At 69.6% G+C, this 13,579-nt stretch carries 12 protein-coding genes; 7 read left to right on the top strand and 5 right to left on the bottom strand.

The window, feature by feature from the left end:
- Positions 1-54 precede the first annotated feature (54 nt).
- A complete protein-coding gene (locus LBN7_RS01675) occupies positions 55-441 on the top strand; it encodes an Rv3235 family protein (RefSeq protein ID WP_407360774.1) in 387 nt (128 codons plus the stop codon).
- 24 nt (positions 442-465) lie between these two features.
- Positions 466-1,950: a sensor histidine kinase gene (locus tag LBN7_RS01670; protein WP_116635337.1), complete on the top strand. Its 1,485-nt coding sequence runs from the start codon at positions 466-468 to the stop codon at positions 1,948-1,950.
- Between the two features lie 78 nt (positions 1,951-2,028).
- Here LBN7_RS01670 and LBN7_RS01665 read toward each other — a convergent pair whose 3' ends face one another.
- Positions 2,029-2,277: a WhiB family transcriptional regulator gene (locus tag LBN7_RS01665; RefSeq protein ID WP_028503730.1), complete on the bottom strand. Its 249-nt coding sequence runs from the start codon at positions 2,275-2,277 to the stop codon at positions 2,029-2,031.
- A 234-nt stretch (positions 2,278-2,511) separates the two neighbouring features.
- Between LBN7_RS01665 and LBN7_RS01660 the strand changes: the two genes are divergently transcribed.
- Positions 2,512-2,898 carry a hypothetical protein gene (locus tag LBN7_RS01660; protein ID WP_341945741.1) on the top strand — a complete coding sequence of 129 codons (387 nt, stop codon included), beginning with the start codon at positions 2,512-2,514 and terminating at the stop codon, positions 2,896-2,898.
- A 22-nt stretch (positions 2,899-2,920) separates the two neighbouring features.
- Here LBN7_RS01660 and bcp read toward each other — a convergent pair whose 3' ends face one another.
- From bcp to aroA, 3 genes are read right to left on the bottom strand one after another with little or no spacing between them, the layout of a single operon-like run.
- Positions 2,921-3,394: a thioredoxin-dependent thiol peroxidase gene (bcp, locus tag LBN7_RS01655; RefSeq protein WP_116635335.1), complete on the bottom strand. Its 474-nt coding sequence runs from the start codon at positions 3,392-3,394 to the stop codon at positions 2,921-2,923.
- A gap of 9 nt (positions 3,395-3,403) precedes the next feature.
- Positions 3,404-4,474 (bottom strand): ribosome small subunit-dependent GTPase A, encoded by a 1,071-nt coding sequence (gene rsgA / locus LBN7_RS01650; RefSeq protein WP_407360773.1) that lies wholly within the window; start codon positions 4,472-4,474, stop codon positions 3,404-3,406.
- Positions 4,475-4,477: 3 nt separating this feature from the next.
- On the bottom strand, positions 4,478-5,794 hold the full coding sequence (gene aroA / locus LBN7_RS01645) for a 3-phosphoshikimate 1-carboxyvinyltransferase (protein ID WP_407360772.1): 1,317 nt from the start codon (positions 5,792-5,794) through the stop codon (positions 4,478-4,480).
- Between the two features lie 69 nt (positions 5,795-5,863).
- On the opposite strand from aroA, the gene LBN7_RS01640 reads away from it, so the two are divergent.
- Genes LBN7_RS01640 through LBN7_RS01630 form a run of 3 tightly spaced genes read left to right on the top strand, consistent with a single transcriptional unit; the run spans position 5,864 to position 8,103 of the window.
- Entirely contained in the window at positions 5,864-6,526 is a 663-nt protein-coding gene (locus LBN7_RS01640) for a sigma-70 family RNA polymerase sigma factor (RefSeq protein WP_116635332.1), read from the top strand.
- The gene (locus tag LBN7_RS01635) at positions 6,523-6,768 is read left to right on the top strand and encodes a zf-HC2 domain-containing protein (RefSeq protein WP_116635331.1); all 246 of its coding nucleotides are present in this window, start codon (positions 6,523-6,525) and stop codon (positions 6,766-6,768) included. Before LBN7_RS01640 ends, LBN7_RS01635 begins: the two co-directional genes overlap by 4 nt.
- A gap of 33 nt (positions 6,769-6,801) precedes the next feature.
- A complete protein-coding gene (locus LBN7_RS01630; RefSeq protein ID WP_407360771.1) occupies positions 6,802-8,103 on the top strand; it encodes a GNAT family N-acetyltransferase in 1,302 nt (433 codons plus the stop codon).
- A 71-nt stretch (positions 8,104-8,174) separates the two neighbouring features.
- Here the strand turns inward: LBN7_RS01630 and LBN7_RS01625 are convergent, their stop codons facing one another.
- Positions 8,175-11,855, bottom strand: a complete 3,681-nt coding sequence (locus LBN7_RS01625) for a multifunctional oxoglutarate decarboxylase/oxoglutarate dehydrogenase thiamine pyrophosphate-binding subunit/dihydrolipoyllysine-residue succinyltransferase subunit (RefSeq protein WP_116635329.1) — start codon at positions 11,853-11,855, stop codon at positions 8,175-8,177.
- A gap of 160 nt (positions 11,856-12,015) precedes the next feature.
- Here LBN7_RS01625 and LBN7_RS01620 point away from each other — a divergent pair, with 160 nt between their 5' ends.
- Positions 12,016-13,470, top strand: coding sequence for a GuaB1 family IMP dehydrogenase-related protein (locus LBN7_RS01620; RefSeq protein ID WP_407360770.1), 1,455 nt, complete (start codon positions 12,016-12,018; stop codon positions 13,468-13,470).
- The last annotated feature ends 109 nt before the right edge of the window (positions 13,471-13,579 follow it).

Below are 13,579 nucleotides of genomic sequence, written 5' to 3'. Positions count from 1 at the left end.
ACGGACTCCCCGTGCTCTACTGGCGCGCAGTCCGCCCCGATCGAGAGTCCGATGATGACGCTTCACGAGTACTTCGCGCCGCAGCCCACGCCCACCGTCGAGCTGCCGGACCCCGTTCCGCTGCTCCGCAGCCTGACGCAGGGAGCGCTCGAGGTGCTCGCCGGGGTCAGAGAGGTCGATCAGCTCGCCCGATGGTTCAGCGAAGAAGCGTTCCGGAGTCTCGCGACGAGGGCGAACCTCTCGGCGAGGGCGCGCAGCGCGCGGGGAGTCCCACCGGCGCGTCCGACCTTCGAGATCCTGTCGATCCGGGTGTGCGAGCCGACGGACGGGGTGATCGAGGCCGTCGTGGTCGTGGCGGGTCCGGGACGCACCCGCGCGGTCGCCGTGCGTCTCGAGGGCTTCGACCGCCGGTGGCGCGCGAGCTCTCTGGCCATCCTCTGAGCCATGTCGCCCTAGGCTGTAGGGGTGTCAACCCTCAGTGATCTCGCCCACGCCCAGGGTCGTCTGACCGACAGCGATGTGGAGTGGCTCCATCGGCTCGCCGGCGACGGCCAGCTTCTCGCCGACCTCGCGTCGGCGGACATCGTCATCTGGATCCAGACCGAGGACGGATCGTTCGTCGCCGTGGCCCACGCGCGGCCCAGCGGTGCGGCGACGCTCTTCTACCGGGACATCGTGGGGGAGAGGGTGCGACCGCAGTGGCGCACCCAGGTGCAGGGGGCCTTCGAGTCGGCGACGATCGTCGACTCGTCCTCACCCGACTGGTTCGAGGAGACGCCGACGCGGGTGCGCGCCGTCCCGATCGTGAGCGAGCGCCGGGGTTCGGGAACCGAGCCGACCGTCATCGGGGTCGTGACCAGGCACACCAACCTCGGAGAGGCGCGGACGCCGTCCCGTCAGCAGATCACGTTCGACGAGTGCGCGAACGACCTCTTCCGGATGATCGCCGACGGCAGCTTCCCCGACCTCGCGGCACCGACGTCGCCGCGGCGGGGTGCGCCTCGCGCCTCGGACGGTCTCATCCGCATCGACGTCGACGGGATCACCACGTTCGCGAGCCCGAACGCCCTCTCGGCGTTCAACCGCATGGGCTTCGACGACGAGCTCGAGGGCGAGTCGCTCGCCGAGGTGACGACGCGGCTCGTGCCGCCGTCGCGCCAGGTCGACGAGTCGCTGCCCGTCGTCGTCACGGGGCGCGCACCATGGCGCACCGACATCGAGGCTCGAGGGGTGACCGTGTCGCTGCGGGCCATCCCGCTCAAGGACCACGGCACCCGGATCGGGGCCATCGTGCTCTGCCGCGACGTGTCGGAGCTCCGTCACCAGGAGCAGGAGCTCATCACGAAGGATGCGACCATCCGTGAGATCCATCACCGGGTGAAGAACAACCTCCAGACGGTGGCGTCGCTGCTGCGCATCCAGGCGCGGCGCACGCACTCCGACGAGGCGCGCGACGCCCTCACGCAGGCGATGCGGCGCGTGGACTCGATCGCCGTCGTGCACGACACGCTCGCGCAGGGGCTCACGCAGAAGGTCGATTTCGACGAGGTTTTCCACCGCGTCCTCAAGCTCGTGGCCGAGGTCGCCTCGGCGCCGAACACGCGGGCGCGCACGCAGTCGACCGGACGGTTCGGGGTGCTGCCGAGCGAGTACGCGACGCCCCTCGCCCTGGCTCTCACCGAGGTCGTCACGAACGCCGTCGAGCACGGACTCGCAGGACGGGAGGGCCTGGTGACGATCGATGCCACCCGCACCGAGGACAACCTCCGCGTGACCGTGCACGATACCGGTCTCGGGTTGCCGGAGGGGCGGATCGGCCAGGGCCTCGGCACTCAGATCATCCGCACGCTCATCCAGGGCGAGCTCGGCGGCACGATCGAGTGGCGTGGCAGCGAGGGCGAGGGCACCGAGGTGGTCATCGACATTCCGCTGCGCTGGCTGCAGCCCTGAGCATCACCCCGCGCACCCCGCGCACCGCGCACAGGAAAGCGGCCTGAGACACGAGGTCTCAGGCCGCTTCCGTGAGGTTCAGGAGGCGCGGCGGGCGCGGGCGGCGCGGCGCTTCAGAGCGCGGCGCTCGTCTTCGGAGAGACCGCCCCAGACGCCCGAATCCTGGCTGCTCTCGAGGGCGTACTGCAGGCAGATCTCGGTCACCGTGCAGGTGGCGCAGACGGTCTTCGCCTTCTCGATCTGGTCGACGGCCGGACCGGTGTTCCCGACGGGGAAGAACAGCTCGGGATCGACAGTCAAACAGGCGGCCTTGTCGCGCCAGTCCATGGGGGCTCCTCGGTGTGGATTTCAAAGAGATGTCGCGACGCGACCGCTCGATTCGGGCTACTGTTCGGGTTCAGTTACCCTGTTGAGATGCGGACGGATGCCCGCGAATTGTGATGCGAGCGAAACGCCCGCCCCACGCCGCTGTGGGAGCACATGACGCTGTCTATTCTGTTACATGAAACCTGCGAAATCAAGGGTTTTCCGCCTTCTCATTCGATTCTCAGGAGACACATCGTGCGTGCACCCGGACTCGCTCTCGCGGCGTCTGTCGTTCTCGCCGCGGAGGGGGCGGCACTGCTCGTCTTCGCGGTCATCGAGCTCGCCGGACTCGGAGCAGGTGACGCGGCATCACTCCCGACGGCGCTCGCGCTGATCGTCCTCACGATCATCGGTGCCGCCGCCCTGATCGCCTTCGCCGTCGGCACCCGCAGCGGGCGTTCCTGGGCGCGGTCGGGGGGAGTGGTCTTCCAGGTGCTCGCGGTCGCGCTGGCACTCGCCTCGCTCACGATCCAGCCCATCTCCTGGACCTTCACGCTGGCCGTGGGGCTCCCCGCCCTTCTCGGCTTCGTCCTGCTCATCGCCAGTGCGCGACGCGAGGGCGAGCAGCGCGAAGCGGAGTGAGCGCCGGAGGCCGCTCCCGGTCTCAGGCGTCGATACCCAGCAGCTTGCGGATGCGGGCGACGTGGCCGGTGGCCTTCACGTTGTAGAGCGCGATGTCGATGACGCCGTCCGCGTTGAGGACGAAGGTCGAGCGGATGACGCCCTCGATGACCTTGCCGTAGTTCATCTTCTCGCCCCACACCCCGTAGGCGGAGTGGACCGCGTGGTCCGGGTCGCTGAGGAGGGTGAAGGTGAGTCCGTCGCGCTCGCGGAACGCGGCCAGCGTCGAGGGCTCGTCGCGGGAGATCCCGATGACGCGGTAGCCGGCGCCCTGGAGAGAGCCGATGCTGTCGCGGAAGTCGCACGCCTGGGTCGTGCAGCCGGGCGTCATCGCCGCCGGGTAGAAGTACAGGACGACCTTCTCGCCGCGCAGGTCGGCGAGCGAGATGCGGGTGCCGTCCTGGTCGAGGAGGCTGAAGTCGGGGGCTGCGGTTCCGGGTTCGAGGCGCTGAGTCACCCGTCCACCCTATCGGCCGGGGGTCTGCTCGGCCTTGTCGGAGAACGTCTGCAGCAGCCGCTGCAGCGAATCGAGGCGTGCGCGTCCTGTCTCGCTGAGTTCGCCGCGCTCGGCGGCTTCGATGAGGGCGCAGTCCGGGGCGTCGGCGAGGTGCGTGCACCCGCGCGGGCAGTTCTCGGCGATCTCGGCCAGCTCGGTGAATGCCGCCAGGATGTTCGCCGGGTCGACGTGCCCGAGGCCGAAGGAGCGCACGCCGGGCGTGTCGATGACCCACCCGGTGCCGAGCGCGCCGTGATACCTCAGGGACACGGTCGACGACGATGTGTGGCGGCCGCGACCGGTGACCTGGTTCACGTGCCCGGTGGCTCGCTCGGCCGTCGGCACGAGGGCGTTCACGAGCGTCGACTTGCCGACACCGGAGTGTCCGACGAACACCGTGGAGTGGCCGACGAGCGCGGCACCGATCTCCTCCACCGGCATCTCGTCGAGCGCGCTGGTGAACACGCGCAGGTCGAGGCCGTCGAAGTGCGCGAGGAACTCGGTCGGATCGGCGATGTCGGTCTTCGTCACGACGAGGAGCGGGCGGATGCCGGCATCCAGGGCGGCGACGAGATAGCGATCGACGAGCCGGGCGCGGGGCTCGGGGTCAGCGGCGGCCACGACGACGAGCATCTGGTCGGCGTTCGCGACGATGACCCGTTCGACCTGGTCGGTGTCATCGGCGCTGCGCCGCAGCAGCGAGGTGCGGTCGGCGATGCCGATGATGCGGCTGAGCGTGCCCTCGTCTCCCGAGGTGTCGCCGACCACGCGCGCCTGGTCGCCGGTGACGATCGGCATGCGGCGGAGCTCCCGCGCGCGGACGGAGCTGATGACGTGCTCGTCATCGGTGTCCTCGTCGAGCAGCACGGTATAGCGGCCGCGGTCGACCCCGAGCACGCGACCGGTCTGCGCGTCGTCATGGGCGGGCCGCCGCTTGGTGCGCGGCCGATTCGCCTTCGGATTCGGGCGCGTGCGGATGCTGCTCTCGTCGAAGTCCTCGAAGTCGTCGTCGAGGTCGTCGGTGTCGTCGAGCCAGCTCATCGGTCAGCCTCGCAGCATCCGCTCCCAGAGCATCGTGAACTCCGGGAGGGTCTTCGCGGTGGTGCCGATGTCGTCGATCTCGACGCCGGGGACGCGCAGGCCGATGAGCGCTCCGGTGGTGGCCATCCGGTGGTCGTGATGCGCAGCCCAAGCACCTCCGTGCAGCGGAGCCGGGATGATGCGCAGACCGTCGGTCAGCTCTTCGGCGTCGCCGCCGAGGGCACGGAGATTGCCGATGAGGGCGGCGATGCGGTCGGTCTCGTGCAGACGGATGTGCCCGATGCCGCGGATCGTCGTCGGCGAGTCCGCGAAGGCGGCGAGCCCCACCAGAGTGGGGGTGAGCTCGCTCGCCGCGGAGAGATCCATGTCGAGTCCCCGGATGCCGGACCCGGCGCGCACGGTGAGCGTGCCGCCGTGGCGGCCAACGTGCGCGCCCATGGCCTGCAGGATCTCCGGAAGGAGGGCGCCTGGCTGGGTGGAGTGCGCCGGCCATCCGGTGATCGACACCGCGCCGCCCGTGACGAGCGCGGCAGCCAGGAACGGCGCCGCGTTGGACAGGTCGGGCTCGATCGCGATCTCCTTGGCGCGGGGGACTCCGGCCTCGACGAGCCACTCGCCGACCGCGGGACGCTCGATGCGGATGCCGCGTCGGCTCAGCGCCTCGATGGTCATGTCGATGTGCGGGAGGCTCGGCAGGTGCTCGCCGGTGTGCACGAGGTGCAGGCCGACATCGAAACGGGGTGCGGCGAGCAGGAGCCCGGAGACGAACTGACTCGACGCGGAGGCGTCGATCTCGACACGGCCGCCTCGGATGCGGCCGTGACCGCGAATCGTGAACGGCAGCGCCCAGGTGCCCTCGTCGTCGATGTCGACGCCGAGGTCGCGCAGCGCGCTGATCAATCCGCCCATCGGACGGTGCAGCGCGGTCTCGTGGGCGGTGAGGTGCACGTCGTGGGCAGCGAGACCGGCGAGCGGGGCGATGAAGCGCATCACCGTGCCGGCCTGACCGCAGTCCACCGTCTTGCCGCCTTCGAGCCTCGCGGGGGTCACGACCAGGTCGGGGCCGAACTCGTGTCCGGCATCCACCTCCTCGATGCCGACGCCCAGCGCGCGCAGCGCGTCGACCATGCGCGCCGAATCGTCGGAATGCAGTGGGGCGATCAGTCGACCGGGTCCGTCGGCGATCGCGGCGATGATGAGCTCGCGATTGGTCAGCGATTTCGACCCGGGGATGGTGAGCTCGGCGTGTACCGGATCGTCCACGGTGGGCGCGGCATAGGCGCCCTGGACTCGGGCGGGGGAATACCTGTTCGCGCTCATCGGTTCTCACTTTAGTGAACAGGATGCCCACGGCGTGAAGGCGCGGGCGTCCGCCGAGGAGGAGAGTGCATGCTGGGCACGCTGGAACGCGGGACGCTGGACATCAGCGGCCTAGACTGGCCGGTGATGGATGACACCGCAACCGCAGAGACCGTCGGCGACCCTCGGCGCGAATTCGAGGAGCAGGCGATCCCCTTCATGGATCAGCTCTACGCCGCCGCGATGCGCATGACGCGCAACCCGGCCGACGCCGCCGACCTCGTGCAGGAGACGTTCGTGAAGGCGTACGGCTCCTGGGCGACGTTCTCGCAGGGCACCAACCTCAAGGCGTGGCTCTACCGCATCCTGACGAACACCTACATCAACATCTATCGCAAGCGGCAGCGCGAGCCCTACCAGGGCACGATCGACGAGCTCGAGGACTGGCAGCTGGGCGGCGCCGAGTCGACCACCGCGACGCACGGCCGTTCGGCCGAGGCCGAGGCGATCGACCGCATGCCGGCATCCGTCGTGAAGGATGCCCTCCAGGCCGTCCCGGAGGACTTCCGGCTGGCGGTGTACTTCGCGGATGTCGAGGGCTTCGCCTACCAGGAGATCGCCGACATCATGAAGACCCCCATCGGCACCGTGATGAGCCGCCTGCACCGTGGCAGGCGCATGCTGCGGGAGCTGCTGGCTGACTACGCCGCCGAGCGAGGCATCGCCGCGGCTGACACGAGGAGCACGAAATGAGCGACTGCGGCTGCGACAAGGCCCGCCAGGATCTGGAGGAGTACCTCCGCAACGAGGTGTGCAAGACCGAGCACACCGAGATCCGGGAGCATCTCGAGAACTGCGCATCGTGCCGGGACGAGGCTCTCGTCGCCACGACGCTCACCGAGGTCGTCGCCCGCGCCTGCAAGGAGACGGCTCCGGAGCAGCTGCGCGATCAGGTGTTCGCCCGTCTGCGCGAAGTCCAGGCCTCTCAGCACTGACCCTCCGTCGGAGGCCGTCGGTAGGCTGGATCGATGACCATCGATGCGCGTGATGTGCCCGCCGACCCGACCTCGACCGAACGGCTGCGCGCCGCGGGACTCGACTACCGCGTCGTCGATCTGACGGTCGACGAGAGCGCGAGCGGGTTCCAGCGGGCCGCCGACCGCGGCTTCCTCGGAGCCGAGCCGAGTGCGGAGTCGCTCGCCCAGAACCGGAAGACGTTCGCCGAGCGACGCAACATCGGGGTCTACGAGCCCGGTGCACCGGCGTTTGCGTTCCCGGTCGCGACGACCAACGCCTGGGTGAGGCCGCTCACCATCCCCGGCGGTGGCGAACTGGACATGTGGGCGATCAGCATGGTGACGGTCGCCGCCACTCATCGTCGCCGCGGCATCGCCCGGTCGCTGCTCGAGGGCGAACTCCGCGCCGCGGCCTCCGCCGGAGTCCCGATGGCCGGCCTCACCGTCTCCGAGGCGACGATCTACGGCCGGTACGGATTCGGCTCCGCGATCCCTGTCGCGCATCTCACGATCGACACCCGCCGTGCCGGGTGGGGCGGCGCGACGCCGTCCGGACGGGTCGAGTACGTCGATCGCGATACCCTGGCCGCCGACATCGGCACCGTGCATGAGCGTGCGCGTCACACCGCATCAGGACGCATCCCCGGCTGGCAGGGTCGGTGGGAGGGCCTCTCGGGCGCATCGCCGGCGGGTCAGGACCGCGACAAGGTGCGAGGGGTCCGCTTCCTCGACGACGCCGGCGAACTCCGCGGCGCGCTCGCCTACACGGTGCACGAGAAGGGCGACTCGTTTCGCTTCCGGCTCGACATCGGGCTCCTGGTCGCCGAGACGCCCGACGCCGTGGCGGCGCTCTGGCGCTTCGCGCTGCAGCACGACCTCGTCGACGAGGTCACCGCCGATCTCCGTCCGCTCGACGATCCGCTGCCGTGGCTGGTGGCGGACCCGCGCGGCGTGACGCAGGTCGTGCACGACCATGGCTGGCTGCGCATCCTCGACGTGCCGGTTGCGCTCTCCGCCCGCCGGTACTCGGCTCCGCTCGACACCGTCATCCGCGTCGAGGACCCGCTCGGTTTCGCGAGCGGCGACTGGCATCTCCGCGTCGACGGCGCCGGTGCCGCGACGGTCGACCGAGTGGAGACTGCGACGCCGGACATCTCGCTCGACGTCTCCGTACTGTCCTCCCTGTACGCCGGTGGGGTGCGGGCAGCGTCTCTGCACGGAGCCGGGCGCATCACCGCGGACGCCGCGGCTGTCGAAGCCCTCGACCGCGCGCTGATCGCGTTCCCCGCGCCGTCGCTCGACATCTGGTACTGACGCGTCCAACGGGAACGAGAGAAGGCGCCCCGACCGTGAGGTCGAGGCGCCTTCGTCGTCGGCGGGAGCGCTCAGCCGAGCGTGAGCGCCTCGCGGAGCAGCTTCGCCTGCTCGGCGGCGTGCACCTTGGAGGATCCGGTGGCCGGCGATGCGGATGCCGTGCGAGCCACAGGGCGGAAGGAGCGGTCACCGGGGACGTCGGCGAAGGCGAGTGCCAGGAACGGCCACGCGCCCTGGTTCTCCGGCTCCTCCTGCACCCACACCAGCTCGGCGTTCGGGTACGAGTCGGTGATGGCCTTGAGCTCGTCGATCGGCGTCGGGTACAGCTGCTCGAGCCGGACCAGGGCGATCTCCGGGTTCGGGTTCTTCTCGAGGTCGGCGCGGAGATCCCAGTGCACCTTGCCGGAGTGTACGAGCACGCGCTTCACGGCGGCACGATCGAGATCGCGGTGGTCGTCGATCACGGGCTCGAAACGACCCTGGGTGAAGTCCTCGACCGGGCTGGTCGCGCCGCGCAGACGCAGCATGGCCTTCGGGGTGAAGACGATCAGCGGCTTGCGCGGACGGGCGTAGGCCTGTCGACGCAGCAGATGGAAGTACGACGCCGGGGTCGAGGGACGGGACACGATCATGTTGTCCTGCGCGCACAGCTGCAGGAAGCGCTCGATGCGAGCCGACGAGTGGTCGGGTCCCTGGCCCTCGTAGCCGTGGGGGAGGAGCAGCGTGACGCTGGACTGCTGTCCCCACTTCTGCTCGGCGGCGGAGATGTACTCGTCGATGACCGACTGGGCGCCGTTGACGAAATCTCCGAACTGCGCCTCCCACAGGACGAGCGCCTCGGGAGCCTCGACGGAGTAGCCGTACTCGAAGCCGAGGGCGGCGTACTCGCTGAGGAGCGAGTCGTAGATGAAGAAGCGGCCCTGCGCGTCGGAGAGGTTCGACAGCGGGAGCCACTCCTGGCCGTTCGCGCGGTCGTGCAGGGTGGCGTGACGCTGCACGAACGTGCCCCGGCGCGCATCCTGACCAGCGAAGCGCACGGGCGTGCCCTCGACGAGCAGCGAACCGAACGCGAGAAGCTCGCCGAAGCCCCAGTCGATGCCGCCGTTGCGGCTCATGTCGAGACGCTTGTCGAGCAGCTGCTGGATCTTCGGGTGCACCGTGAAGCCCTCGGGCTTGTTCACGAACGCATCGCCGATGAGCTGGATGACCTCGTTCGGCACGCCGGTGATGTCCGGTGCGCCGATCTGCTCCTCGACCGGGAGGAGATCGGGCGCGATCGGCGTCGCACCGGTCTCCGCGGCGTGCGTCTCGGCGAAGGCGATCTCGAGGCGGTTCTGGAAGTCCGCCTTCGCCTCGTCGTACTCCTGCTCGGTGATGTCACCGCGGCCGACGAGCGACTCGGTGTAGAGCTTGCGGACCGAACGCTTCGCCTGGATCAGGTCGGTCATCAGAGGCTGCGTCATCGAGGGGTCGTCGCCCTCGTTGTGACCACGTCGGCGGTAGCAGACCAGGTCGATCACGACGTCGCGGTGGAAGCGCTCGCGATACTCGAAGGCGAGCTGGGCGACGTGGATGACGCCCTCGGGGTCGTCGCCGTTCACGTGGAACACCGGCGCCTGGATCGTCTTGGCGACATCGGTCGCGTAGACCGAGGTGCGACCGTCGTTCGGCGACGTCGTGAAGCCGACCTGGTTGTTGACGACCACGTGGATGGTGCCGCCGGTACGGTAGCCGCGCAGCTGCGACATCTGCAGCGTCTCGACCACGACGCCCTGGCCTGCGAAGGCCGCGTCACCGTGGACGAGGATCGGCAGCCAGGCGAAGGTGCCGATGGGCTTGCGGTCCTGCTTGGCGCGGACGATGCCCTCGAGGACTCCGTCGACCGTCTCGAGGTGCGAGGGGTTCGCGGCGAGGTAGACGGGCAGCTCGGAGCCGTCGTCGGCGACGAAGGTGCCCTCGGTGCCGAGGTGGTACTTCACATCGCCGGAGCCGCGCTGGTTGCCCGGGGTCTGCGTGCCCTCGAACTCGCGGAACACCTGCCCGTAGGTCTTGCCGGCGATGTTGGTGAGCACGTTCAGACGACCGCGGTGGGCCATGCCGATCGCCGCGCCCTCGAGTCCGGCCGTCGCGGCGCCCTGGAGGATCTCGTCGAGAAGCGGGATGAGCGACTCGCCGCCCTCGAGCGAGAACCGCTTCTGGCCGACGAACTTCGTCTGCAGGAACGTCTCGAACGCCTCGGCCTCGTTGAGCTTGCGGAGCACGCGGAGCTGCTCGTCGTGGCCGGGCTTCTGGTACTTGACCTCGACCTTCTCCTGGAACCAGCGGCGCTGCTCCGGGTCCTGGATGTGCATGTACTCGATGCCGAGCGTGCGGCAGTACGAGTCGCGCAGCACGCCGAGGATGTCGCGCAGCTTCGCGAGTCGCCGGCCGCCGAAGCCGCCGGTGACGAACTCGCGATCCAGGTCCCAGAAGGTGAGCCCGTGGCTCTCGATCTCGAGGTCGGGGTGCGACCGCTGCACATACTCCAGCGGATCGATGTCGGCCATCAGGTGGCCGCGCACGCGGAAGGAGTTGATGAGCTCCTGCACGCGGGACTGCTTGTCGACGCGCTCGGCGAGGTCGACCGCGATGTCGGGGTTCCAGCGGATCGGCGCGTACGGGATGCGCAGCGCCGCGAAGATGTCGTCGTAGAAGCCGCGCTGCCCGATGAGCAGCTCGTGCACCTTCTTGAGGAACTCGCCCGACCCGGCGCCCTGGATGACGCGGTGGTCGTAGGTGCTGGTCAGGGTGATGGTCTTGCCGATCGCGAGCTCGTTGAGCGTCTTGTCGCTCGCGCCCTGGAACTCGGCCGGGTACTCGAGGGCGCCGGCGCCGATGATGCAGCCCTGGCCCTTCATCAGACGCGGAACCGAGTGCACGGTTCCGATGCCGCCCGGGTTGGTCAGCGACACCGTGGTGCCCTGGAAGTCCGCGGCGGTCAGCTTGTTGCCGCGGGCGCGCGTGACCAGATCCTCGTACGCCGACAGGTACTCGGTGAAGCTCAGGGTGTCGGCGCGCTTGATGCTCGGGACCATGAGGGCGCGCGTGCCGTCGGGCTTGGGCAGGTCGATCGCGATGCCGAGGTTCACGTGCGCCGGTGCGACGACGGACGGCTTGCCGTCGATCTCGGCGTAGAACACGTTCTGGCTGCGGAACTCGTCGAGGGTGCGGATGAGCGCCCAGCCGATGAGGTGCGTGAAGCTGATCTTGCCGCCGCGCGTGCGGGCCATGTGGTTGTTGATGACGATGCGGTTGTCGATCATCAGCTTCGCCGGAACGGTGCGGACGCTGGTCGCGGTCGGGACGGTCAGGGACTCGTCCATGTTCGCCGCGAGGGTCTTGGGGAGGCCGCGGAGCGGGGTGACCTTGTCCTCTTCGGCGGCGTCGACGGCTTCCTTCGCCGCAGGCTTCGGCGCCTGGGCGGGGATCGGAGCCGTGGCCGCCGGCTTGGTGGTGGTCCGTGCGACCGGCTGCGAGCCGATCACCGGGATCGGTGCCGTGACGGGATGCGCGGCCGTGTCAGCGGGGGCCGCGGGGGCAGCCGCAGGAGCCGCGGAGCCGGTGGTGTCCGCGTGGTACTTCTCCAGAACCGGCCACCACTCCTTGTCGACCGAGTCGCGGTTCTCCTTGAACTGCTCGTAGAGCTCTTCGACGAGCCAGGAATTGGCTCCGAACCCCCCGTCGCCTCCGACGCCGGTCACCTGGTTCGACACGCTGTATCGCCCTCTTTCATCGCTGAAGCACTCTGGTGCAGACGACGGCGCAGGATGCGCCCGGGTCCGCACACTCTCGACTGTCAAGCCTAACGTGTTTCGCCCCGGCAATCGTCGAAGCCGTGTGCCGACCGCGCGGCGATCTGAGTACCGTGGAGACATGAACTTCTCAGGTGCGCAGCCGACCGTCGATCTGACCTATTCGGACGTCTTCCTGGTTCCGCGCCGATCCGCGGTGACCAGTCGTCTCCAGGTCGATCTCGCGCCGCAGGACGGGACACCGGCGACGCTGCCCCTGGTGGCCTCGAACATGAACTCGGTGACGGGTCCGCGTCTGGCGGCCGTGCTCGCCCGCCGCGGCGGACTCGGCGTGCTTCCGCAGGACCTGCCGCTGCAGGACCTGGACGCCGCGATCCGCGACGTCAAGGCTCAGCCCGTGCTCTGGGACACGCCGATCGTGCTCCCGCCGGAGGCGTCCGTCGCCGACGCGCTCCGTCTGCTCCCGCCGACCGCAGGGCACGGGATCGTCGTCGCCCGCGGCGAGGCGCCGATCGAGGTCGGCCGGGTGCTCGGCATCCTTCCGGCGACGCGGCTGGCCACGGCGCTCCCGGATGCGCAGCTGGGCGATCTCGTGCACAGCGGCGTCCCGTCGATCGACGCGGAGGACATCGGCTCGGAACGCCACGCCTTCGACGTGATCACGGATGCCGACGTCGAGATGGTGACCGTGATCCATCACGGGCATCTGGTGGGAACGCTGAGCGCGCGCACCGCGCTGCGCTCCACGCTGTATCGTCCGGCGCTCGACGCCGACGGCCGCCTCGCCGTCGCCGCCGCTGTCGGTATCAACGGGGATGTGGCCGCGAAGGCCAAGGCGCTCGCCGGCGCCGGGGTCGACGTGCTGGTGGTCGACACCGCCCACGGGCACCAGGAGGGGATGCTGCGCGCGCTGCGCGCGGTCGCCGACCTCGACCTGGGCCTGCCGATCGTGGCGGGGAACATCGTCACCGCCGACGGCGTGCGCGACCTCGTCGATGCGGGAGCGTCGATCCTCAAGGTCGGCGTGGGCCCCGGCGCGATGTGCACGACGCGCATGATGACCGCGGTCGGGCGACCCCAGTTCTCGGCGGTGCTCGAGACCGCGCAGGCGGCGCGAGAGCTCGGGGCCCATGTCTGGGCGGACGGCGGGGTGCGGTACCCCCGCGACGTGGCGCTCGCGCTCGCCGCCGGCGCGGCATCCGTCATGGTCGGCTCCTGGTTCGCCGGCACGATCGAGGCGCCGGGGGAGCTGCAGCGCGACGGAGAGGGACGGATCTTCAAGGAATCGTGGGGCATGGCCTCGACCAAGGCGGTCCAGGCGCGGTTCGGCCGCCTCGACGCCTACGAGCGTGCGCGCAAGGAGCTCTTCGCCGAGGGGATCTCCTCGTCGAAGATCTACCTGGATCCGCTCCGTCCCGGGTTGGAGGACCTGCTCGACATGATCACCTCGGGCGTGCGCTCATCGTTCACGTACGCCGGTGCGGCGTCGGTCCCGGAGTTCCACGACCGGGCTCTCGTCGGCCTCCAGTCGGCCGCGGGATACGAGGAGGGCAAGGCCCTCCCCGTCAGCTGGTAGCCGAGTCGCGCTCCCCGCCGGGTTCTGTAGAATCGTCCGCATAATGGACGACCCTCCCAGTTGCAGTACATCGCCCCACTGTCCGCCTCTCTCACCGGAGAGGAACCTC

The sequence above is a fragment of the Microbacterium sp. LBN7 genome (assembly GCF_045690345.1).
Classification (GTDB): Bacteria; Actinomycetota; Actinomycetes; order Actinomycetales; family Microbacteriaceae; genus Microbacterium.
This window is presented reverse-complemented; position numbering and strand designations above follow the sequence as displayed.

What these genes read in the sequence shown, in the direction of transcription:
- LBN7_RS01675 (WP_407360774.1), top strand. Translation starts at nt 55, where the DNA reads ATGACGCTTCACGAGTACTTCGCGCCGCAGCCCACGCCCACCGTCGAG.
- LBN7_RS01665 (WP_028503730.1), bottom strand. Translation starts at nt 2,277, where the DNA reads ATGGACTGGCGCGACAAGGCCGCCTGTTTGACTGTCGATCCCGAGCTG.
- rsgA (WP_407360773.1), bottom strand. Translation starts at nt 4,474, where the DNA reads ATGAGCTGGCTCGACGACACCGACGACCTCGACGACGACTTCGAGGAC.
- aroA (WP_407360772.1), bottom strand. Translation starts at nt 5,794, where the DNA reads ATGAGCGCGAACAGGTATTCCCCCGCCCGAGTCCAGGGCGCCTATGCC.
- LBN7_RS01640 (WP_116635332.1), top strand. Translation starts at nt 5,864, where the DNA reads ATGCTGGGCACGCTGGAACGCGGGACGCTGGACATCAGCGGCCTAGAC.
- LBN7_RS01635 (WP_116635331.1), top strand. Translation starts at nt 6,523, where the DNA reads ATGAGCGACTGCGGCTGCGACAAGGCCCGCCAGGATCTGGAGGAGTAC.
- LBN7_RS01630 (WP_407360771.1), top strand. Translation starts at nt 6,802, where the DNA reads ATGACCATCGATGCGCGTGATGTGCCCGCCGACCCGACCTCGACCGAA.
- LBN7_RS01620 (WP_407360770.1), top strand. Translation starts at nt 12,016, where the DNA reads ATGAACTTCTCAGGTGCGCAGCCGACCGTCGATCTGACCTATTCGGAC.